A 23,218-nucleotide genomic window follows, 5' to 3' on the forward strand; every position below is an offset into this window, starting at 1 on the left:
GCATGCCTATTTCAGTTCGTCGCAATAGTAGCTGATGCGTCCGCCCTCGTCGCCTATCTCCACGTTGGCATCATACCAGCTGATAATCTGTATTTTGAAGTAACGCTGTCCGTCTGCCGTACGCACTACGTATGTGTGGAAAGACGGAGTATATACAGGAGGAGGTCCGGCAAACGTCATCGCCTCGGCCAGCAACGGATTGGCATTGGTCTTTGTCCTTTGCGGTCCGTTGTTCGGGTCGAACCAGGGATTAGAATCAAAATCCAGCCCGTTCTCCACCAGGTAATGGTTCCAGTCGTTCTGCGACATGGTCACACTGACCTCACCATTATCGACCACCCATTCCAAATCCGACGGTAACTGCGAAACGCTTGTCCACTTATTGTATTCGCCATATCCCAAGTCGGCTGCACCTCCACGGCCTATACCACTGGTACCGCTGTTCGTTCTCAACACGTAGCCGCAAAAAGCCAAGTCCCAATCCGTGCGGTCGTACTGTTCGCCTTCCTTGATGTCCTTGTTCACCCCATAGGCATTGAACATTTCGCCGGTACGCAGGTTAAAATAAATCCAGTCATTCGTCACACCGGTGGAATAACCCGACTTGCGCGGCAGTGTCTTTCCGTTGAAAGGCTGTATGTCGTCATAGTCCACGCAGGCGCACATCAGCAGACAGCCCAGCAGGAGGCACATCGTTTTCAGTCCTGTCTTTCTCATTTCTTCTTCCTTAAAGAGTTAATCACATCATCAAGCATAAATTCCATCTGTACCCATCCGCGGGTTCCGGCTGTAGCCGGAACATTGAACATCGTAATCCCGGAACCCAGTGTTTTCGGCACATAGTTGAACAGATTGTCCACACCGAGAGTCAGCTTCACCTTGTTCCAGAAAGTCTGCGATACGGAGAGGTTGCACAGTACATATTGCGGAAGGTCGCAACGGAAATAGGCATCATAGCTCTTGTTGTCCTCTTCCACGAATACGCGATCCTGCACATCGAACTTCTTGCTTCCCATATACGATGCACTGAACACAGCGTTCAGACGGTAATTCTTCCGTGCATATTTATAATCCAGACTTGCAGTAGCAGCGTGTGGAGATGTGGTATTTACCTGTATGCCCTCGTTCTTGCTCACATTGACATAACTGTAAGTTCCGTTAAGGGTCATACAATCCAATACCCTCCAGCGTAACAAAGCTTCAATACCCAACAGACGCTGCTTGCTCAGATTGGTATATTCAAAATTGTACTGCATGTCGTAGATGCGCCACACTCCTTCAATCTTGTCGCGGAAATAGTTGCCGTATGCCGTACCGGACACGAACAGGCAGTCGTTCGAATATTCTGCACCGAGCGAAAAGTAATTGTTCTTCTCCGGCTGCATGTTCTCATTACCGCGAATCATGAACATTCCCAAATGGTCCCAGTTAAAGAAAAGTTCCTTGATACTGGGAGAACGGTAACCCATTGAATAGTTGGCGCGGATAGCCCACTGCTCATTGGGTGAATATTTTGCAGCCACTTTAGGCATAGCCATGAAACCGAACGCACGCGAGAAGTTAGTGCGCAGTCCGGCAGACACCATCCATTGGGGATTAATGGTCCATTCGTCCTGCAGGAAATATTCCGTCTCTTTCAGGGCGCGGGTTTTCAGGTCATGGTTGGCATTGCCCGAAAAACGGTCGCTGGTCAATTCGTCAGAAGTGTGTTCGATGCCGAATATCAGACTGTGGCCGTCGAAGTAGTCGCTCGTCACGGTCAGACGGGGTTGCCAGATGCTGCTCTCATAGTCCTTATTACGGGTATCGATGCGCTCATGGCGCTTGTATCGGTTATAGAAATCCCCGTGCAGGCTTCCGGTCACGCTGAACCAGTCTTTCATATGGTAAGTCACCTTGGCCCCGGCGTTCCATTCGTTCGCCTGACTGAACGTCATGTCCTGTATCAGGTCGTACGTGTTCATGAAGAATCCTCCTCCATATAGCAAGACTGACAAATCTTTTATCGGATCGTAATAGACTTTCTGTGACATCGTGATGTGCTCCTTGCCTTCGATACCCATTGGCGGGCGGGCTGCGGTGCTGACCACCGTGATGTCATGGGGCAGGAAGGGGTTGGCCTCCTGCGTATAGACTTTTTTGTCGTTCTCCGCCTGATACATATAGAATGCGTCGGTGGAGCTGTACCACACATCGGTCTGCGAGGTCACTTTCCCCGCCTTGAAGCCTGCCGACACCCAGCCCTGTAGGTTGGGGCGGTCGGCATTCTGCTCGAACATATACAGGAAGTCGCTTGGCTGCGGATTTTTGTAGTTGCGCTCGTTCATCTGTCCATAACGCACTCCGGCGTCTATCGACAGCGGTTTGGAGGTCTTTTTGGTTATCAGGTTGATGACAGCTCCAGCCGCACGGCTTCCGTAGAGGGTGGAACTTGCACCTTTCACTATCTCGATGCGGTCGATGGCATGAAGGTTGAAACGTTCATAGTCCAGGTTGCCCGCCATGTCGCCCGTCATACGTTCGCCGTCCATCAGGAACAACACGTGCCGGGCATCCAGTCCCTGCATGGAAATTTCGTTTCCGAAGCCCACTTTCTGTATATTCAGTCCCGGAGTTTCCTGCTGGAGAGCCTGCTGCAGATTGGCGTATCCGGCATCCACCAGTTGCTTGCCGCCCAATACCTGCGTTGTTATGGGGGACAGTTTGATGGGGCGTGCCGCACGCGAACCCGTCACGACTACTTCGTTCAGCCCTAACGCATCATCTTTCATATATACGGTCTTCACCGTTTCGGTATTTTCTATTTTCCCTGTTTCCGGTACAAAGCTAACGTATGTCACCTTATAGTACCAACAGCCTTTCCCTGCAAGCTTCAGCACTGTCTGTCCGTCCACGTCCGTGATGGTGTGCATGGCGTTCCTCAGTTCCGGATTGTCGGCATAGGCCACATTAGCGGCTATGATGGGCTGTTCCGCCCCTTTCTCCAGCACCGTCAGCCTGACGATCCGCTGGGCTGCCGCATCCGTACAGACGCATAGCGCCAACAGCAGGATGAAGGTTGCAATCTGTTTCATATCGTTTTATTTAATAGCATTAAAAACAAGGGCACAGTCTGTTTCCCGTGTCCTTGTTTTTACAATTCCAACTGTTTATATTCAATTCTTACCCTGTTCTTTCTTCGCTTCTTCCAGGTCTTTCTCATACTGAGCGAACTCTTCCTCGAAGCGGTCGATGCGCGTAGGGTCGATGGTCTGCAAGAAGGTCTCCGTGCGCACGTTCATCATATTGTAGTCCACGATGAACTCCACTTGCTTGGTGTCCACGTTCAGGAAACCATCCACACGTGCACCGCTCCCTTCCTGGTTGTCCGCAGCGTCATCGCCGCTCGTGGTGACGTTTCCGTCCGTTCCCACGAACTTCACCCAACCGCTGCCGGGGTATTCATCCTTTTCCCAACTGTTGAGTTGCATAAACTTCGTTGCACAGCGGAAGGTGATGGCAAAGGGCATGGCGCCAACGGTGAAGTCGCTCAGGTCGAGCACCATCATACCGTCTTCTCGCCACGTAAAACTGAACTTGGTGGGGCAACCGCTTTCCAGCAGCGTCTTGTCCACGCCGCTCATTGTAGCACGGGTTGAGAGCACGATGTCTCCTACAAGGATTTCCTTTGCCTTATCAATATATTCCTGTGCAGGTGGCTCATTGGTAAGTGAATCGTCACTTTCACACGAACTTAATCCGATTACTGTTGCCATAAGAAAGCTGAATAAAAAGTATAACTTTTTCATTTTGCTTATATAATTTACTTGTTTTGTAACCTATAATTGTTTCCTGTTCATTACCCTTGCCTGCGTGTATTCCGCAAAGGGTATGTAAAGTCATGGTTTTTACATGATTAAAGGCAGGCTTTTTCCGATGGCAAAGTCTGTCTTTGATGTGTACCGCATGTAGGCTGGCGGTTTGGATAATTTTGTTTCCTCGCCGTCGGTTGCATACCGGGAGTGTTTTTAGCGGCATAGCAGCCTTGCCGACAAGATAATGGTTTTCTTCCCCATTGGGTGAGGTGAATATGTTGTGATAAATTTTTCTTAGTAAACACACAAAAAGAGCTAACAGAAAGCCGTTTGACGGCTTTCCCCTTACTCTTTCTGAATTTAAATTCGTTGCTTGACAAAATAATGACGAATTATTTTGTTCCAACAAAGTGTACGGATGCAGGGAAATCTGCACCTAAGAACTTACCGGATACCGCAAGAGTAAACTCAGCAGACTGCGCCATTCCGAAACTTGCTGCAACAAGGGTAGCTCCTAAGAAAAATTTTCGCATCGTTTTTATAATTAAAGTCTAACAAAAAAATAATTACACTTTATTATTGATTTTTCAATAAAGTCCTCCAACGGCATCCTTCATCATACATCAAAGAAGAACTGTAACCTAACCTTCTAACTTTATCGGATGAATCGATATCGGTATAGTTTGCTTTTAAGAATGCTTGAGTCGATTCTCTATAGAAAGTGCTTTCTGAACAGGCAAAAGTAGTACCGGCACGTCCATCTTCATTATAGAAAATGGTCAGTTCCGGATAGACCAGATTAAAGTCATTATTCAAATTACCAATAGCTATGTTAGATAGCATTTTGACATTCGACATGTCGAATGTTTCCAATGCGTTCAGGCTTTCGATGTCAATGGTGTTAACTTTCAATTCATCCTTTTCGGGCAATTTGATTTCTTTCAGTGCAGGACATCCAAGAACCATCAGATTACTGCCATACGTTTCATTACTTTCCGTCTCTTTATCTCGTTGTCCCCAAATAGTAGAATAGCTCAAATCTAATTTCTGCAAACCCGGGATATTCTGAATCCATACATTTACTAAATTAGTAGCATTGGATAAATCGATAGCTTCCACTTCTACATTTTGCAGGATGATTTGAGTAATGGATTTCCCTACTTTTACGTTAGGCATAGAAGCTACATTTTCTACTTCAGCGGCGTAAAGACCGAATTTAGAGCCTTCCCAAGAGAGACTTCCTATCAAATATTGAATACCTTCAAAGTTGGAAACATTATCACTAGGAGAAACAAGTAACTCCTTTGTTTTTTGGTCGAGTCCCAAGCGTTTGTTAAGGTCTATTTGGTCGCCGTTAAACAAATCGGAGAAGTCAGTCTTCAAACGGACGAGCAGGTTTGCGTCGGGCACGTCGCGCAGGGTGGTATAGGTTTGCAGATTGCCATCGACATCAGTCATCTTCATATCAATGGTGCCGGCGGTGATGGCTTCCTTGTTTTGGCGGTAGAAACGCACGAGATCTTCGATATTCTCTTTAGCGGTTTCCGGAAGGTAAAGTTTGGTAATTTCGTGCAGGTTAGTCACAGTTTCATCGCCGTTTTCTTCCACTACGACACTCACAAGATTATCATAGTCGTAGATTTCATTACCCGTCAGGTCTATTCCGGTGATTTGTTCCGGCAGCTTGGCGAAATCAAATGCCGGACCGTAACCATTGTCCGACAAATCTACTTCGGTCAGGTTGGGCAGTATGCTCAGTTCGGCAAGCGCGTCGGTGGAGATGTTTGTTCCCGAAAGGTCGAGGGTGGTGGTATTGTTGGCCAGTTCGTCCAGTAGCAGGTTGCCGTCGGCATTGAACTGGTAGCCCTTCTGGGCAAGGATGGTTTTCAGTTCCGTGTTCTGTACGGTGGCGGTGCTGTATGAAGGCCCGTCCTCATCGTCGCTACAGGCGGTGAAGCCGAGGCACAAGGCAAGAGCGGCCACACCCATGTAAAGTTTGTTCATCGTTTCAATTTAATTTAAGTTACACTTATTTTTATCGGTGCAAAATTACAATCATGTCAGAACCCTTACAATACCTTAAAATTGGTATTTTTGTGTTCACTATTTATGGGTGGGAATTTTAACGGAAATATATAACACGTTGAATCTCAAGACAAATTAGAATTGCTTATTGAAGCGGTATTTGAATGATACGATGAAGTAACTACCTATCTGTTGCGTGTGTGTTTCCGACAGCCCGGCAGAGGAAAAGCTGCGGGAGAAATTCTTCTTCTGGCTGAGGATGTCCGACCAGTAGAACGACAGCTCCGCTTTTTTCTGTTTGAGGAAACGCCACGTCAAGCGCACGTTCCACACCACTTGGTTGTCCGCGCCTTTGCGGATATTCGTCCCATTGCGGAAGGAATAGGCGGCATCGCTCCGCAACTGGATGCCACCCGTCACGGCGTTGTAGGTGACTGCACGTGTTATATTGTTGATTGTATTCGACCAGTTCAAATCGCCGCTCAGACCTATTTTCGTGTCCCGCGCTTCCAGCCTTATGTTCTGGTTGAAGGAAGGCTTCAGGCCGGGATTTCCACGGGTGATGTTCAGCGGGTCGCTGTTGTCGGTCAGGGTAAGCAGGTGCCCAAGGAAGGCTGCCGGGTATTCCCCTAATAGGTCAGTTGCACCCGCGTCTGTTTCCTGCGCCATGCCACTGTAAGATTGGGGCTGTAATTGCAGGATTGCCGGACGGTGTCTGCCTGCAGCATCCCCGTCTTCTGGTCAAGGCTTTGCCGTTCGGGGGAAACGGACACCCCGGCACGGATGTCCCACTCCTTGTCGGCATAGTTCAATGTAAGACCCATCGTATGGGAAATGCTGCGGCTTGCGCTTCGGTTGCTCAGGCTGTCCGTATAGCCGGTTTCGTAATTGTCGGGAAGATACCCTGCCGGACGGTCACCGTCGTCTTCCCCAAAGAACGGGGACAGGTCATACGTGTCGCGGTTGCTGTATTGGCGGTCGGACTGGAACTTGTAGGACAACTGCATCTTCAGCCGCTTGCCCAGCGGCTGCGTGAAAGACAATCCTGCCGCAAGGCTGCGGTTGCGCATCGGGCTGTGTTGGTACTGGTTGCGGTAGAGTACGGAGTCGCCGCCCATGTAACTCTCCAACTGGTAATAGGTGGTGGATGACACGGAGAAATTGTCGTTGTCATTCCGCCCGTCGGAATATCGCACGGTCAGGCTGATGTGGCTCCCCTTGCCGTTCAGCTTGCGGGTGGCTTCGCCCATAAGTATGTACTGGCTGTTGTGGTTTTTTGAGACGGAACTCATGTCGATGGAGTTTATCCGAATATCGTCCGCAACGCTTTCTTCCGCGCCTTCCCCGAATGGGTTGGACACATCCAGTCCGGGGTCGGCACTGTATGTGTCCTGCCGGTTGCCGTTCTCGCCGGAACTTTTCGAGGTGTTGAAATTCCCGGAAAAGCTTAAAAGCGTCTTGTCGTCCGCATACCATTGCGCCCCCAGCGCGGCACTTGCCATGCGGTTTTCCATGCGGTTGGTGTTGGAGGAATAGCGGTAAGTATTTCCGGTATTCAGATATTGTTCGTAATAGGATGTGCCTTCACTTCCATTTATAAAGTTGTTGTACATCACATTCCCGTTCACGGATAAGTCCGGACCGAATTTCTTTACGAAGTTTAAGGCGATATTATCCGTCCGGTTGTCTTCATAAGAGGTTGTCATATTCCGGTTGCCGGACTTGGCGATAAGTGAAAGGTTCTCGCCGCTTTTCTTAAAATAGTTGCCCGTCAGTTCCGCTTCTTTTTCTTGTTGTTACCCTTGCCTGCGGCTATGGAAGTCATCAGTGTACCGTTGAACTCCTTCTTGGTTTGCAGTGGAAAAGCAGGATGTTGTGGATTACGAACACTTCACCGTGCCATTTATATTAACCGTAGATGAGATTTTATCAAAGATTGAAAATCTGACAATGCGTGAAATGCCGGGAGGCACGCTCTTCCCTGACACTATGAAGCAATATGATGACTATACCATCCGCGAGGCACTTCATAATTGTATCGCACATCAAGACTATACGATGCAGCAGCGAATCAATTTTGTAGAAAATCCGACTTACCTTTATTACTCTAATGCAGGGGCTTTCATTCCTGGTACGTTGGAAAATGCTTTAACAAATGAAGAACCTCAAGCGTATTTTCGAAATGAATGTCTTTGCAGAGCAATGGTTGACTTCAACATGATAGATACAGTAAGTAGAGGCATAAAGAAGATGTTCAATGAACAATGGCGTCGTCATTTTCCAATGCCGGATTATGAAATTGATGCAAAAAACAGAAAAGTGTCGGTACGTATTTACGGCAATGAGATAAATAAAAGATACACCAACTTGCTCAAAACCAACAATTCACTAACCTTGTGGGATTGCATATCATTAGATGCTGTTCAGAAAGGAAGAACCATTCATGAGGATGTTGCGCAGGATTTACTGAACAGAGGACTCATTGAGGGCGAAGCCCCCAATTATACAATCTCTTTAGGGATTGCAAAGGCTACTCGTCAACTGCAAGGTTATACCAGACAAAAAGGACTTGATAAGGAGAAAATCAAACAAATGATTTTGCAGTATCTTAAGAATGCCGGCACAGATGGAGCGAAACGTGATAGCATTTATGAATATGTCAAAGATGTAATGCCGCAAGTTAAGACGCATGAACAGCAATTGAGACTTTTAGGAGATATACTTAGCGCATTAAGTGTGGATAAGCTTATTTATGCGAAAGGACGGATATGGTTCTTAAAAGAGTAGTCATAACGGAAGATTTTGACGGTTTATTCCAATTATAGCGGAAATTATAACGGATTCCGTCATATTATAGCGGACAATAATAATCCGGTTAATTCACGTCAAACTTGTAAATTAAAAAGTATGTTATTAGGAGAAAGAATAAGAGAATTAAGAGCAGAGCACGGAGTACTGCAAAGACAGTTGGCAGCCTTGCTTGAAATAGATACTCCGATGTTCAGCAAAATAGAGCGCGGAGACAGACGAGCTAAACGTACACAAGTAATACAATTAGCAGAATATTTCAATATAGATAAGAATGAACTTCTCACTCTGTGGTTAGCAGACAAAGTATTAGATGCGGTAGAGGATGAAGACGAATTAAAACACGATGCGATAGAGGTTGCACAAAAAAGAATAGGCTAATACTTACAATTATCGGGAACTATATGGTATCATAACTATATAATCCCTGATATTAATATTTGATAATCAATGAATTGGGCTACAATATTCGGTTCAAGCTGTGAAGCCTGAACAGTAACACCAAATTTATGGATCAGATAGAATGTATAGTAGCTCGTCAAACTTGCCATATAGATATATTTGGAGAAGATAAGTATCAGCAGAATACTTATGGCAAACACCGTCATCTTTGAGGAAAGAGGGCGTTCTATCTTTCCTGCCACAAGCATCGGGCGTTTCTTGATGTGGTTCAAGTAGGAACGGAACCAACGACATATAGGAATCATCACCACGATGGCAATCAAGGCAAAAACCATGAACAAGGCAATGTGATGCCTCCCGTAAGGAGCTACCAGCAAAGCCACCAGTAACGGTCCAAGCGAGCCACCCAAATTCCCGCCCACCTGAAATAGAGACTGCGCCAGTCCGCGTTTTCCGCCGGAAGCCAGAAAAGTAATACGTGACGCCTCCGGATGGAGTACAGACGAACCGATACCCACAATGAATACCGAAGCCAGCAACCAATACAGATTAGTAGCAAAAGCCAGATTCATGATACCGACCAAAGTAAAGCCCATACCTATCGGCAATGACCAGGCAATGGGGCGCTTATCAAAGAACAATCCCATTAGAGGCTGAAACACGGACGCCGACATCTGATACACCAACGTAATCAGACCAATCTGGGCAAAACTCAAGGATAAATCCTCCTTGAACAAAGGGTATACTGCCGAAATAACCGATTGCAGCATATCGTTCAAACAATGCGAAATACTCAATGCTATAAGAATAGGAAAAGCAATTCTACGGATAGGAGGTCTCTGATTCTGTATCATCTTATACTGTCTATTACAAAAAACGGTGCAAAGGTACGTAAAAAATACATATCCAATCCACATAAAGACAAAACTCCCCGATTCTCGTCAATACAGAATCGGGGAGTTTTATCTTTATCAGTTCAGCAATCCCGGATTGGCTTCTATGGCTTCTTTCGGAATGGCCAATGTATAGCGGGCATCATTCTCTTCGAGTACATAACGCGTACCATCAAGCACTTTCTCCAAACGCGGACGGGTGGAACGACGAAGGTCAAACCAGCGATGTCCTTCAAAAGCAAGTTCACGGGCACGTTCATCTAATATTTCCTGTACCAACGCTTCCTTATCCATGGCATTGACAACAACGGATTTCGCTTCGTAGGCCTCCGGTGCATAACGTTTCCGCATCAGTTCCAGCAGGCGAGTACGTGCTTGAGACAGTTCTCCAAGTCGGGCAGCAGCCTCAGCAGCCGTCAGATATATTTCACCCACACGGAAAGTACACAAGTAGTTATTGCTTCCCGCCTTCTTATTCTTCCGGAAACCTTTTTCATCCGTTTCAGCAAAATATTTGTCCAGCCGAAGGTCGTTCTCAGCATAAAGGGAGAGAAAAACCGGAGTAGCCAGAGCAGCCCCATTGATTGTACTGCTCAGAGGTGTCTCCAGTGGAGTAATATTTTCCACGGAATTATAACTGTTAGGAAGAGTTGCAGCGGCATCATTCAAATCTACCAATACAGACTTCACGGCAAGCACTGCCTCAGCAGCATCCCAAGCCGCCTGCCACTCGCCCTTATAAAGGGATACGCGTGATTGAAACGCCTCTACCGAAGCCGCATTGAAACGATATGAATATCTCTGTTCCCATTCTGCCTTCATGACCAGTTTGCGTGCCTCGTCAATATCTGCTTGGATGGAAGTATAAACTTCTTCCACCGTATTGCGTTTCAGGACTTTCTCTAAATCCGTATCCAATTTCAGCGGTACCGATTTGGTATCCAAAGCTCCCTCCTTAGTATAGGGCTGTCCATAAAGATTTACCAATAAGAAATGTACATAAGCACGGAGCATATACGCTTCTCCTACAAGCTGATTTATCTCTTCCTCAGTGCCTTCCTTAATATCACTTCTGCTCTCAATAACGTGATTGGCAATAAAAAGTACATTGTAATACTTGGCCCATTCAAACGATGAGGTATAGGCATTGGGAGCAAGGTCGTTCCAGCGCTCTATATCCATATAATAATTTTGGTCATATTCATTATCCCGAACCTGCATCTCGTCGGAACGGAAACAAGCCATTCCCCGGTCACTGAATTTACTCACGTCCTTATAAGAACGGGCAAGCAACGCTCTATACTCAGCCAAAGAATTGGGAATGACACTACCGGTAGGCTGTATATCCAGATAGTTGTCGCATGCCGCAAGCAGAAGCATGCAGGCCATTATCATCAGACTTATTGTTTTCTTCATTTTCTTTCTGCTTTTGAAGTTAGAAATTCAAGTTCAAACTGAATGTAACCGACTTGGGTACGGGAGTTGCATAAGGATTGTACATCGACTCCGGATCCATGTAGTTATTATATCCCGAACCAAACACGAAGAGATTACGTCCTTCAATAGATACCGTTGCCGAGTTCATTCCCAAACGCTTTGTCAGGAGCTCAAGGATACGGTAACCCAGACGCAGATTCTGCAAACGTACGTAGTTCAGCTTCTTCACCCAGATATCCAAATCTCTCCAGATGGTTTTAGAATCATACCAGGAGTACTCTTCCGGGTTGGAAGCACTCAGCATAAATGCCGGAAGCTCCGCATTCGGGTTTTCCGGAGTCCAGCGGTTCAGCACATCCGCATTATAGTTCTTGCCATAATCCGGATTGATGATGTCATAAGAGGGTTGCGTACGTACGTACCCGCCAAACGTCAAAGAGAAATTGACATTCAGCTCCCAGTTTTTATAGCTGAAGGTATTAATCAAACCTCCCGTATAAGGAGCATCGCTACTCCCGATATACGAATAAAAGGTTCTCTCTTCGGCTGCAGTTACATCGGAAGAGGCAATACCTATCCCCCACTCGTCCTTCAGGCGGTAAAGCTCCTTCAAGGTCACTTTCTCTCCCTCCGGATTATAGAACATCATATTACCGGTTTCCTTATTCACTCCCGCAGTCTTCAGTGCGAAAATTGCCCCTACAGGATAGCCTTCACGTCCCGGAGTGGTCTGCTGCTCCGGTATGTTTTCCTGCAATACCTTATTACCGTTATAGGCAAAATTGAAATTTGTGTACCAGGAGAAGTTTTTTGTCGTTATGTTACGGGTAGACAAGCTGATTTCCACACCTTTGTTCTCCATACTTGCCCAGTTGACGTTCATTGAAGTAAAGCCCGTCTCCAGAGGAAGCATGCGCAAAGCTATCAAATCGGTACCCTTACGGTAATAATAGTCCACGCTCAGATTGATAGCCTGGTTCAATACAGAAAAATCAAAGCCGGCATTGACAGACTGCGTCTTTTCCCAACGCAACTTCTTGTTGGGAGCGGAATTAATGATAATTACATCTTCCGATACTCCGGGCAAAATACTCTCCGACCGATATGTACCCAACAAGAACGGAGAAGTATTCTTGTCAATATTTCCCTGCAGACCGTAAGATGCACGGAACACCAGGTTATCTACCCACTTGGCCTGCTGCATAAACGGTTCTTGTGACAGACGCCACAAGGCACTGACAGAATAAAGAGGAAGATAGCGGTACTTCTTATCCACACCGAAAAGATCGGAACCGTCAAAACGGATACTTCCTCCCACCGTGTAGCGATTCAATAAAGAGTAGGAGGCCGTAGAGTAGAAAGACACATAAGCATTCTCCTTATACGTCGTCTGATGGAGCGGGAAAGACGTGGCGTAACTTTCGTTGGGGAAAATCACCGGCTTGGTGGTCAACGTCTTGCGGTCGAAGCCATACCCTGCCGAGAACAAGGTTTCGTACCAAGTCTTGCGCAGTTCGGTACCTGCCATCACTTCCAGTTCATGAATATCATTGAAGCTGTCGCGATATTCTCCCATCGCCTTCCAAGTAATCTGTGAATTGGAGTTTTCATAAGACTTCTGCATACCTCCTTCGGGCAGAAAGTGTTTGGTTTCTCCACCTTGGGAGTATTCGCTCAACTTATAGTAATAGCGCATGGCATAGCTTTCCCAGTCCGCTATTTCTTCTCTGGAAGTTTTTTCCAACTGATAGCCAAACTGGGAAGTCAGCTTCCACTTGTCATTGAACCGTAACTCCGCATCAAATATAGATGAAAAAGAATTCACCACGCTTTCATTAGACGTGTTCTGCCGTTCTTCAAAGATGTTGAATCCTAAATCCTTATCAGTGTTGTTCTGAATATCGTAGTCGTAATTATAGTTGCCATTCTTGTCATAAAGTTCAAAATACGGATTAGCCTTGCGTGAATAGAACACGGGATTCGACATACCGTATGCATCTGTCAGATAATTGGTATTTTTGCGACGGTTGGCAAACATGGAGGCACCCACTTTCAGTATACTGTTCACCTTATAGGAAGTCTTTCCTACCAAGTTGAAACGGTCCATACCCACACCGTCCACATTTCCATCCTCTTTATAATAGCCGAAAGAGGTATAATACGTAACCCTTTCCGTACCGCCGGAAAGGCTCAAGTTATATTCCTGGCTGAAAGCATCGCGGAAAAGGATATCTCCCCAGTTTGTATTAACACTCTTCAAACGGTTGATGGCAGCTTGTGTATCACTGCTCAAGGCATCCCATCCTCCATTCTGAAAAGCAGACAACTCATTGTAATTGGAAAGAATATTATATACGCCTCCTTTATGATTGTCCGGAGAATAGTTATTACGGATCATATCCATTTCCAATCCTACTTTCTCCGCTGAGTTCAGCAAGTTCAACCGGTCAAGGCTCAATGTAGGAGTATAGGTAAACCGGGACGAGAAATTGATAACCGGTTTACCGACCTTACCCTTCTTTGTTGTAATCACAATGACGCCATTGGCTGCCCTCGCACCATAGATGGCAGTGGCTGCCGCATCCTTCAGGATGGTGATATTCTCAATATCTGCCGGATTCAGGCCTGCAATGGAAGATTGCTTCATGTTGGTGATGTCATTCAGCTCATCCGGTTCGGGAACATCCGTTCCCTCCAAAGGAATGCCGTCCAGCACCCACAAAGGGTCTTGTGTACCATTCAATGAAGCAGTACCGCGAATGCGTATCTTTGCCGGAGCACCCGGAGCACCGGAAGTCGGGCTGACAGAAAGTCCGGCAATTTGTCCGGCAAGTGCCTGGTCGATACTTTTTACTGCACCGATGGTCTCGTCCGATATATCCAGTTTGGATACCGCTGCCGTCAGCTTGCGGCGCTCCACTGTCTGGTAACCCGTCACAACAACGGCATCGAGCATTTGGGAAGATGCATGAAGTGTTATTTCATAATGTTCCTTTCCCGGAACAAGCTTCACTTCCAATACGTCATATCCCACGTAGCTACAAAAGAAACGGGTTATCCCCGCAGGTATAGCGATAGAGAACTGACCATCCACATCAGTGATGACCCCCATTGTAGTCTGAGCACTCCCCGCCTTTTTCAAGTCTTCCGCAGTCACATAAACGGAAGCACCGATAAGCGGTAGGTTATCCTCTGAAGATATTACTACGCCCTGGACTTTTTTCTCTGCAGCAAAAGCAGATGACAAAGCTCCTACAAAGCATAGCAAAACGATTAATACACGTTTTTTCATGCGTTACATATAAAATTAATTAATACTCTATTGAAAAGAAAAATCACTTTACTCCTAATGCAGTATTGATACGCAAAATCAAATCCTTATAATGATATTTAGTGGCTATATCCGATGCACCCAGACGATTTTGGAGCAATTCTTTGATGCGAAGCAACTCACCACGCTTCACGGAGATGACATCAGATACGCGGTTTATCTGCGAACCGTAGAAGTTCAGTTCGCGGTGTGCACCCATACGGTCGGCATCCAAAGTCTTACCGGCATGCTCGTCACAGCTGCAAAGGGCAGTCTGATGGTCCAGCAAGAAGTGGTTGTCCATCAGTTTTTTGTTTATTTTCACTCCTTCGCTTTCGGCAGCTGCTGTAATCAGTGCATCTACGAAGTTCTTCTGCAAGGCGCGTGTCATGACGTCCGGCAAGGCACCGCGTTCCGTAGTGGCAAAGATGTTGCGATGCAGGCCATCCATCAGCTCTACCACCGTGAAAGCCTTTTTGCCGTTCACCGATTCGTTCTCCAACATACGCATCAGGCGGTTGTTGCCCAGCAAATCCCAAAGGATATAGGATTGGGCATTCTTCAACACTTGTGTCGGTGCATTCTCCACTACGCCCAGTGGAGTGTTGCGCAGCAAGTAAGTGTACTCTCCAACTTCCGTGTCGAACAGCCATTTGGGATAGGTCAGCACTTCGTCCAGCAGAAACTTCAGGGCGGCTTGCTGCTTTTCTTTTTCTACGAAAGTATAGGTTTTCTGTCCGTCGCCCACAACGGTGTTTTCTATATAGATACCACCGATGTTTGCCAATACATGATAGAGGTAATTGTTCCATTGGTTGATAACCGCATAGTATAGGCGGGAAGCTTCTTCATAAGTCTGTCCTTTCTCGCCAGTAGTAGTCCATTGGATGATTTGAGGAACAATACGCTTCAAGTTCTCAATACCCAGCAGAGATGAGCGGACAGCATCATCGCCCAAATCTTCATTCTGCGCACGCGGGTCTACGGCATCACGTACATCCTGCGCCTCACTATATTTATATAAACGGTCTGTATGACGGCTCAGGAAGTCGGCAAGCAAGTCCTTCTCTGCCTCTGGGGTTTCTTTACCATACCAACGATAGCCGTATTCTATGGCAAACATATCATACGGACCGATATGGGGAGAAAGCGCCGTAACACCGTCACCCGGCTGTGCCACATAGTTGAAACGTGCATAGTCCATGATAGAGGAGGAAGTGGTATTCATACGATCCGTAAATGTTTTGGAACGCAGGGAATCTGTCGGAAAAGTCCAGGAAGCAATCATATTGTGGCGCAAGCCCAACGAGTGCCCCACCTCGTGGCATGCCACAAAGCGCATGGCATCGCCCATCAGCTCATCCGGCAGCCTTACTCCTCTTGCTTCGGGACGTACGACACCGGTTTGCACTGTAATCCATTCCTGGAGCATGCCCAGCACATTATGCCACCACATGATGTCCGCTTCCAATATCTCGCCCGAACGGGGGTCGAGGATAGAGGGGCCCATGGCATTGGCTTTGGTGGAGGCGGCGTAGGTCAGCACGGAGTAGTTCACGTCATCCTTATCCACATTCATGCTGTCCGTCAGTTCCTTGGCTATGATAGCATTCTTGAATCCGGCACGTTCAAAAGCAGCCTGCCAATCCTCGATTCCCTGCTTGATATATTTCCGCCAACGACGGGGAGTGGAGTTCTCGATGTAGAACACAATCGGCTTGGCCGGTTCCACCAATTCACCGCGAAGGTAACGCTCCCGGTCTTCCGGTTTCGGTTCCAGACGCCAGCGGGTGATGAAGGGTTTCTTGTCTACACGCTGCTGACCGTCACTGTAATTCAACAACGGATTGGTAAAGTAACCTACGCGCGGACTATCCAGACGTCCCATCATAGGTTTCTCCGGCAACAGCAACAGAGAGGAACTGACTTCGACCGTAACAAACACAGTCGTTGTTCCCTCGGTCACCTTAGTTGTCAACTCGGAAGTGGCTACCACATTGTTCTCAAAAGCTTTGATAGATAAAATGCGGGAGAGATTCTTGATGGCCGAAGTTCCCAGGTTGATATTCGTAAAGACATTATTGATACTCGTCTCTGTACCATCATAAATATCGTTGACCTTGACCACTATCATGGTAGAGTCATTATTGAATGCCTCAATCTTGAAACCGGCTATCAGCGGAGAAATATAATTATCCAGTACGGACTGCCGTATGGCATCCTCATCCGGCGCCAACGGAAGAGGACGGCTCTGACGTACCAACAGCTTGTTGGCAGCCTTGTCCAATTCAAAACGCACCATCTGATTTTCGTAATTCGTACCACGGTTCACACCTGCCTCATTCAGTTCGGAAGGAACACGCTGTAATTTATTTACTACCAGCATATCACATCCCAGCAGCCTTGCCGGCACTTCAAAGTAATAATCGCTCTTCTTCTGGTAAACATTGAACATTCCCTTGCGGGCAATAGCACCGGAACCTGTCAATTTCTCGTAGTCGCTCTTGGATTGAACGCTGTCCTTGGTTTCACTCTTCTTTTTCTTACGGAACCATCCCATAGCTTCGGGAGAAGCAAAATCAGATGTACCGGCATGCAACAATACGGCAGGCTCACACATGAGTACTCCCGCAACTGCCACGACTGGCAGGATTGTCTTCAATTTCATCAATTCAAACTCTAACTTTAATGCAACAATTACTCCGTTAACTCTCTCTCTTTGACGTATGTTAATAAATACCAACCGCCAGTTTGTTCTACCTCCATAGAACGGTAAACGGGGCGCAAAGATACGAAAAGTATATTTTAAAAGTCACTAAACAACGCTCATTTATGTTTTTTCCATAAACAATATGAAGACTTTTACATATATATCATTTTTTCTCCCATCCTCTATCATTTCTTCTTCACATGAAATTTTGTACCACTGACACCAAATAATCTTCCCCAATTGGCGGCAAAACAATGATAATATTGTATCTTTGCACCGTTTTTAACTTAGAAAATAAATAAGATAACAACGATATGATAGCTAAAATCAATCAGCTTCTGCAGGAAGTAGAGGCGCTGAAAGCCGCTAACGCCGAGGAATTAGAGGCACTCCGCATCAAATACCTCAGTAAAAAAGGAGCCATCAATGACTTAATGGCAGATTTCCGCAATGTAGCCGCCGAACAGAAAAAAGAGGTGGGAATGCGCTTGAACGAACTGAAAAACAAAGCACAAGAAAAGATTGCCGCCTTGAAGGAACAATTCGAAAGCCAGGATACCGACTGTGACGATATTGACTTGACCCGTTCAGCCTACCCGGTAGAATTAGGAACCCGCCATCCGCTTTCCATCGTGAGAAACGAAATCATCGATATATTTGCCCGTATGGGATTCAACATCGCCGACGGACCGGAAATGGAAGACGACTGGCACGTATTCTCCTCCATGAATTTTGCCGAAGACCATCCGGCACGCGACATGCAGGATACATTCTTCATCGAAAATGATACAGAAAACGTATCGCACAGCATCATTCTTCGCACACACACATCCAGCGTGCAAAGCCGTGTTATGGAGACCACGCAGCCTCCTATCCGCGTACTTTGTCCGGGACGTGTATACCGTAATGAGGCCATCAGCTACCGCGCACACGCATTCTTCCATCAGGTAGAAGCCTTGTACGTAGACCGCAATGTATCTTTCACCGACCTGAAGCAGGCTTTATTGCTCTTTGCGCAAGAGATGTTCGGCAGTGACACCAAGATTCGTCTGCGTCCTTCCTACTTCCCCTTCACCGAGCCAAGTGCCGAAATGGACATCAGCTGCAACATCTGCGGCGGCAAGGGCTGCCCCTTCTGCAAGCACACGGGTTGGGTAGAAATTTTGGGATGCGGTATGGTAGATCCGAATGTATTGGAGCTGAACGGAATAGACAGCAAAGTGTATAGCGGATATGCCCTGGGTATGGGTATCGAACGCATCACCAACTTAAAATACCAAGTGAAAGACCTTCGTATGTTCTCTGAAAATGACACACGCTTCTTGAAAGAATTCGAGAGCGCTTACTAAATATAGTGAATAACGGTTAGTGATTAGTGATTAATAAGTTGCGCATTTTCAGCATATCATTAATCACCCATCACTAACCACTCATCGCTAACCACTATTTTTCGCTATGGCAAAAGACAAACTTGTAACCTCCGGCTATTGCCTTATCCTGGCTGCCAATTTCCTTTTGTATTTTGCCTTTTATCTGATACTACCGGTTCTTCCATTCTACCTAACTGAGGTATTCCATACCGGAAATGCAGCAGTAGGTGTCATCTTGTCATGCTACACCATTGCCTCGCTCTGCATACGCCCATTTTCGGGATACCTGCTCGACACACTGGCCCGCAAGCCTCTTTATCTGGTGGCATATTTCATCTTTATCACCATTTTCGCAGGTTACATGTTAGCGGGAGTCCTATCTTTATTCATCATGTTGCGGGTTGTCCACGGCCTTGCATTTGGAATGGTGACCGTAGCGGGAAATACAATTGTGATTGACATTACCCCTTCGTCCCGTCGCGGTGAAGCCGTAGGATATTATGGACTGATGAACAATACAGCCATGAGCTTCGGCCCGATGATTGGTCTTTTCATGCATGACATATATTCCTTTGAAACGATTTTTGCCTGCTCGCTCATATCAGGAACTATCGGTTTTGTTGCCGCATGCCTCGTCAAGACCCCACCCAAACAACCAGTCAAACGAGAACCTATCTCATTGGACCGCTTTGTGCTGCTGAAAGGTATCCCGGCAGGAATCGCACTGCTATTGCTCTCCATACCATATGGCATGACAAGCACTTATGTAGCCATGTATGCCAAAGAAATAGGAATTACCTTGAATTCCGGATTGTTTTTTACTTTTATGGCCGTCGGCATGGCAGTGTCCCGTATGTTCTCCGGCAAACAAGTGGATAAAGGACGTATCACCCAAGTCATAACTTTAGGACTATATCTGGTATGTAGCTGTTTCTTCATATTGTCCGCTTGCGGACTACTGATGAAGACCGTCCCGGAACTGACAAACATATTGTTTTTTATGGTTGCCCTCCTATTGGGAGTAGGCTTCGGGACGATGTTCCCCGCCTTCAATACGCTGTTCGTAAACCTGGCCCCCAACAACCAGCGCGGAACAGCCACCTCTACCTACCTGACTTCATGGGATGTAGGCATTGGTATAGGTCTGACAGCAGGAGGTTATATCGCACAGATTACCTCATTCGATATGGCATATTTTTTCGGAGCCTGCCTCACGGTTATCTCCATCTTCTATTTCAATCTGAAAGTATCTCCTCACTATCATAAAAACAAATTAAGATGAGAAAGAAAGAGCGTTATGAAAAAATCCTTGCTTGGTTTAGGGAGAACGTTCCCGTAGCCGAAACAGAGTTGCATTATGACAATCCGTTCGAGCTGTTGATAGCAGTTATTCTCTCTGCACAATGTACGGACAAACGCGTCAATATGATTACCCCCGCCCTTTACCGGGACTTCCCTACTCCCGAAGCACTCGCCGCTACTACTCCCGACGTGGTATACGAGTATATCCGCAGCGTCTCCTATCCCAACAACAAAGCTAAACATCTTGTAGGCATGGCACAGATGTTGGTGAAAGAATTCAACAGTGAGGTACCCGATACCCTTGAAGAACTGGTAAAACTGCCCGGCGTAGGCCGCAAAACAGCCAATGTCATCCAATCCGTTGTTTTCAATAAAGCGGCTATGGCAGTAGACACACACGTGTTCCGCGTCAGCCATCGCCTGGGTCTCGTATCAGATAAATGTACAACTCCGTTCAGTGTCGAAAAAGAATTGGTAAAACATATACCGGAAACAGACATCCCCATAGCTCACCACTGGCTTATCCTGCACGGTCGCTATGTATGCCAGGCACGTACTCCACAATGTGATACCTGCGGTTTGCAATTAATGTGCAAATATTACTGCCAGAAATATAAAGTTAGCAAAGAGAGCGGCAAAGACAAAGAATAAACAACGGTTTCATAGCAAAAAAAAGAAATAAATGCTAACTTTGCGCTCACTAAAAAGAAATTAGTAACACTTTTAAATAAAATAGAGTATTATGACAATTGATCAATTTAACTTTGCCGGAAAAAAGGCATTCGTTCGTGTGGACTTCAACGTACCCTTGGACGAAAACTTCAACATTACAGATGATACCCGTATGCGTGCCGCTCTTCCTACATTGAAGAAGATTTTGGCCGATGGCGGTAGTGTAATTATCGGTTCTCACCTCGGTCGTCCGAAAGGCCCGGCTGACAAGTTCTCCTTGAAGCACATTCTGAAGCATCTCGAAGAGTTGTTGGGTGTTGAGGTGCAATTTGCTAACGACTGTATGGGCGAAGAAGCTGCCGTAAAGGCTGCTGCTCTGCAACCGGGTGAAGTGTTGTTGCTCGAGAACCTCCGTTTCTACGCTGAAGAGGAAGGCAAACCCCGCGGTTTGGCTGAAGATGCTACAGACGAAGAAAAGAAGGCTGCCAAAGCTGCTGTTAAGGAAAGCCAGAAAGAATTCACCAAGAAATTGGCTTCTTATGCAGATTGCTATGTAAACGACGCTTTCGGTACCGCTCACCGTGCACACGCTTCTACTGCATTGATCGCTAAATATTTCGACAAGGACAACAAAATGTTCGGTTACCTGATGGAAAAAGAAGTAAAGGCTGTTGATAAAGTTTTGAACGATATCCAACGTCCGTTTACTGCCATCATGGGTGGTTCCAAAGTTTCTTCCAAGATTGAAATCATTGAAAACCTGCTGAACAAGGTAGACAACCTGATTATTGCCGGCGGTATGACTTATACTTTCACCAAAGCCATGGGCGGCAAAATCGGTATTTCTATCTGCGAAGATGACAAACTGGATTTGGCTCTTGACCTGGTGAAGAAAGCAAAAGAAAAAGGCGTAAACCTTGTTTTGGCTGTTGATGCCAAGATTGCCGATTCTTTCTCCAACGATGCCAACACCAAGTTCTGCCCGGTTGACGAAATTCCTGATGGCTGGGAAGGTCTTGATATCGGTCCTGAGACTGAAAAGATCTTTGCAGATGTCATCAAGAACTCCAAGACTATCCTTTGGAACGGTCCGACGGGTGTATTCGAATTCGAGAACTTCACTCACGGTTCACGCGCTGTAGGCGAAGCTATCGTAGAAGCTACCAAGAACGGTGCTTTCTCACTCGTAGGTGGCGGTGACTCTGTAGCTTGTGTCAACAAGTTCGGCTTGGCAAGCGGCGTGTCTTACGTATCTACCGGTGGCGGTGCATTGCTTGAAGCAATCGAAGGAAAAATCCTTCCGGGTATCGCTGCTATCAACGAATAAAAACAAGCAAAATAACACCCAAAGGCAGCTCTTTGAAAAAAGGGTTGCCTTTTTTACTACTATCCATCCCTATAATGAGACGAATTCTACTATCCTGCATCCTTTTATCAGCCACATGCATCCTGAAAGCACAAGATGCTTGTCTGAATGATGTAGTCAACACTTTAAAAGACCGCATTTCACTCTCCGGCTATGCCCAAGTGGGATATACATACGATGATGCGGGCGAAGGTACCAGCAATACTTTCGATATAAAGAGAGTTATCTTTATGGCGCGCGGTAAAATCACCGATAAATGGTCGGCTTACTTCATGTACAGCTTTGCCAATACCGGAAAAATTCTGGAAGCCTACACGGAATACCGCTTTCTCCCTCAACTCACAGCACGTATCGGACAGTTCAAAACCATGTATACCATTGAGAACCCGATGTCTCCCTGCTTTGTCGAATTAATAAACTGTTATTCTCAAGCCGTCAATTACCTGGCCGGTATCAATGGCAGTGATCCGTTGTATGGCTCTGCAAACGGTCGTGATATGGGATTGTTAATTTATGGAGACTTGTTCGACTCTTTGATGACTTATAACCTTGCCATCATGAACGGACAAGGCATCAACCTAAAAGATAAAAACAATCAGAAAGATATTGTAGGCAGCCTTATGGTACATCCATTGAAATGGTTGTCCGTCGGCGGTTCCTTTGTTAAAGGGAAAGGATGCGCCGTAGCCGTTTCTTCCATTAATCCAGACATAGCCATAGGAGAGAATTACACCCGAAACCGCTGGTCGGCAGGTGCCACCATCAAAACAAAATCCGTAGATGTACGTACAGAATACTTGGCCGGAAAAGACGGACACGTTAAAAGTGACGGTTACTATGCAACCGTATCTGCCCATGTGCTTCCCAAATTTGACGTAATAGCCTCTTATGACTATTTCAACAAAAATAAAACTATTTCCGATAAACAGACCAATTATGTAGCAGGTGTACAGTATTGGTTCTATCCCAAATGCCGTCTGCAAGCCCAGTATACATACTGTAACCGCCATAAAGGAGAAAACTCAAACCTGCTTCAAGCACAGTTGCAAGTTCGTTTCTGAGCTGGGGAAATGGAAATTTATGAACTTTTTGGCATCCTTTTTGTAGTTTTATAAGATACATACCCAAA

Annotated in this window: 15 protein-coding genes and 2 pseudogenes; 7 read left to right on the forward strand and 10 right to left on the reverse strand. The window is 46.3% G+C overall.

Annotated elements, in window-relative coordinates; genetic code table 11:
• Positions 1 to 6 precede the first annotated feature (6 nt).
• The 6 genes from DWY55_RS01095 to DWY55_RS21920 all read right to left on the reverse strand — a co-directional run bounded on the left by DWY55_RS01095 (position 7) and on the right by DWY55_RS21920 (position 7,525).
• Positions 7 to 717: an HmuY family protein gene (locus DWY55_RS01095; protein WP_120177968.1), complete on the reverse strand. Its 711-nt coding sequence runs from the start codon at positions 715 to 717 to the stop codon at positions 7 to 9.
• Positions 714 to 3,074 (reverse strand): TonB-dependent receptor, encoded by a 2,361-nt coding sequence (locus tag DWY55_RS01100; RefSeq protein WP_120177969.1) that lies wholly within the window; start codon positions 3,072 to 3,074, stop codon positions 714 to 716. Before DWY55_RS01100 ends, DWY55_RS01095 begins: the two co-directional genes overlap by 4 nt.
• An 81-nt stretch (positions 3,075 to 3,155) precedes the next feature.
• Positions 3,156 to 3,788 carry a DUF4903 family protein gene (locus DWY55_RS01105; RefSeq protein ID WP_025277680.1) on the reverse strand — a complete coding sequence of 211 codons (633 nt, stop codon included), beginning with the start codon at positions 3,786 to 3,788 and terminating at the stop codon, positions 3,156 to 3,158.
• Between the two features lie 582 nt (positions 3,789 to 4,370).
• On the reverse strand, positions 4,371 to 5,798 hold the full coding sequence (locus tag DWY55_RS01115) for a hypothetical protein (RefSeq protein ID WP_120177970.1): 1,428 nt from the start codon (positions 5,796 to 5,798) through the stop codon (positions 4,371 to 4,373).
• A 156-nt stretch (positions 5,799 to 5,954) separates the two neighbouring features.
• A complete protein-coding gene (locus tag DWY55_RS21915; RefSeq protein WP_165859503.1) occupies positions 5,955 to 6,488 on the reverse strand; it encodes an outer membrane beta-barrel protein in 534 nt (177 codons plus the stop codon).
• A complete protein-coding gene (locus DWY55_RS21920) occupies positions 6,449 to 7,525 on the reverse strand; it encodes a hypothetical protein (RefSeq protein ID WP_165859504.1) in 1,077 nt (358 codons plus the stop codon). The genes DWY55_RS21915 and DWY55_RS21920 overlap by 40 nt, the downstream gene beginning before the upstream one ends.
• A gap of 154 nt (positions 7,526 to 7,679) precedes the next feature.
• On the opposite strand from DWY55_RS21920, the pseudogene DWY55_RS01125 reads away from it, so the two are divergent.
• Both DWY55_RS01125 and DWY55_RS01130 read left to right on the forward strand, forming a co-directional pair.
• A pseudogene (locus tag DWY55_RS01125) lies at positions 7,680 to 8,606 on the forward strand (ATP-binding protein); the annotation flags it as partial.
• Positions 8,607 to 8,726: 120 nt separating this feature from the next.
• Positions 8,727 to 9,008 carry a helix-turn-helix domain-containing protein gene (locus DWY55_RS01130; protein ID WP_120177971.1) on the forward strand — a complete coding sequence of 94 codons (282 nt, stop codon included), beginning with the start codon at positions 8,727 to 8,729 and terminating at the stop codon, positions 9,006 to 9,008.
• 95 nt (positions 9,009 to 9,103) lie between these two features.
• Here the strand turns inward: DWY55_RS01130 and DWY55_RS01135 are convergent.
• The 4 genes and pseudogenes from DWY55_RS01135 to DWY55_RS01150 all read right to left on the reverse strand — a co-directional run.
• Positions 9,104 to 9,883, reverse strand: a pseudogene (locus DWY55_RS01135) (MFS transporter); the annotation flags it as partial.
• 117 nt (positions 9,884 to 10,000) lie between these two features.
• Complete coding sequence (locus DWY55_RS01140) at positions 10,001 to 11,338, reverse strand: RagB/SusD family nutrient uptake outer membrane protein (RefSeq protein ID WP_005826376.1); 1,338 nt, start codon at positions 11,336 to 11,338, stop codon at positions 10,001 to 10,003.
• Positions 11,339 to 11,357: 19 nt separating this feature from the next.
• Entirely contained in the window at positions 11,358 to 14,651 is a 3,294-nt protein-coding gene (locus DWY55_RS01145) for a SusC/RagA family TonB-linked outer membrane protein (RefSeq protein WP_117703704.1), read from the reverse strand.
• 43 nt (positions 14,652 to 14,694) lie between these two features.
• Positions 14,695 to 17,337, reverse strand: a complete 2,643-nt coding sequence (locus DWY55_RS01150) for a zinc-dependent metalloprotease (RefSeq protein WP_117703703.1) — start codon at positions 17,335 to 17,337, stop codon at positions 14,695 to 14,697.
• 356 nt (positions 17,338 to 17,693) lie between these two features.
• Between DWY55_RS01150 and pheS the strand changes: the two genes are divergently transcribed.
• The 5 genes from pheS (at position 17,694) to DWY55_RS01175 (ending at position 23,150) form a co-directional block, all read left to right on the forward strand.
• Positions 17,694 to 18,728 (forward strand): phenylalanine--tRNA ligase subunit alpha, encoded by a 1,035-nt coding sequence (gene pheS / locus DWY55_RS01155; RefSeq protein WP_117703702.1) that lies wholly within the window; start codon positions 17,694 to 17,696, stop codon positions 18,726 to 18,728.
• A gap of 106 nt (positions 18,729 to 18,834) precedes the next feature.
• Entirely contained in the window at positions 18,835 to 20,031 is a 1,197-nt protein-coding gene (locus tag DWY55_RS01160) for an MFS transporter (RefSeq protein WP_005826370.1), read from the forward strand.
• Positions 20,028 to 20,702 (forward strand): endonuclease III, encoded by a 675-nt coding sequence (gene nth, locus DWY55_RS01165; protein ID WP_005826369.1) that lies wholly within the window; start codon positions 20,028 to 20,030, stop codon positions 20,700 to 20,702. The genes DWY55_RS01160 and nth overlap by 4 nt, the downstream gene beginning before the upstream one ends.
• 88 nt (positions 20,703 to 20,790) lie before the next feature.
• A complete protein-coding gene (locus tag DWY55_RS01170; protein ID WP_085929901.1) occupies positions 20,791 to 22,050 on the forward strand; it encodes a phosphoglycerate kinase in 1,260 nt (419 codons plus the stop codon).
• A gap of 74 nt (positions 22,051 to 22,124) precedes the next feature.
• Positions 22,125 to 23,150 (forward strand): porin, encoded by a 1,026-nt coding sequence (locus tag DWY55_RS01175; RefSeq protein ID WP_120177972.1) that lies wholly within the window; start codon positions 22,125 to 22,127, stop codon positions 23,148 to 23,150.
• Positions 23,151 to 23,218 lie beyond the last annotated feature (68 nt).

The organism is Bacteroides sp. AF25-38AC (assembly GCF_003602995.1).
Classification (GTDB): Bacteria; Bacteroidota; Bacteroidia; order Bacteroidales; family Bacteroidaceae; genus Bacteroides; species Bacteroides uniformis.